We start from the raw sequence: 579 nt of genomic DNA, 5'->3' as shown, positions 1-579 counted from the left end.
TCTCTTCCCACCCTGATCGCCCTGTGCTGCGCGCTTCGCGACGTCGGTTGTCAATCGGCCACAATCGCCGAGCTCATCCACACCGATGGGGGCGAGATCCGGGTCAATGGCGGCTTGTGCCTGTCGGAGAGCGCAGCTGTCTCGATCTTGTGCGAGCAGATCCTGCCGCCGAAATCGGCCAGCGCAGCAGCACAACCTGGTCCTCGGCGAACCTCGGCGAGCCCTCCGACGGCACAGGGAGATTTCTCCATCCCATTCCTTCGCAGGAGCGAGGATGTGCCATCGTTCATTCTCGCCGACGTCCTGAAGCAGTTGGCGGGTCGCCGGAACCTATCCGCTCAGCAGTCGGTAGGCCGACTCTTCGAGGCGGTGACCCCAGACACTGTAAGGACGGTTCTCGCGCAGTCAGGCGCGCCAGAGCGGAAGATCGAAAAGTCACTCAATCTGTCATATGCAGAACTGGCCGTCGCATCTGCCGCGCTGTGGGGGGAGGCCTTCTCCATCCACCGCGACAAGCTTGCCGGGGAAGGAGCCAACCGGCAGAAGCGCGGTCAAATCACACGCCGAATGAAGGAAGAG

Annotated in this window: 1 pseudogene; it reads left to right on the top strand. The window is 62.5% G+C overall.

The window, feature by feature from the left end:
- Positions 1–579, top strand: a pseudogene (locus tag H7I41_RS13265) (hypothetical protein); the annotation flags it as partial.

The sequence above is a fragment of the [Mycobacterium] manitobense genome, from assembly GCF_025821665.1.
GTDB classification, from domain to species: Bacteria; Actinomycetota; Actinomycetes; order Mycobacteriales; family Mycobacteriaceae; genus Mycobacterium; species Mycobacterium arseniciresistens.
This window is presented reverse-complemented; position numbering and strand designations above follow the sequence as displayed.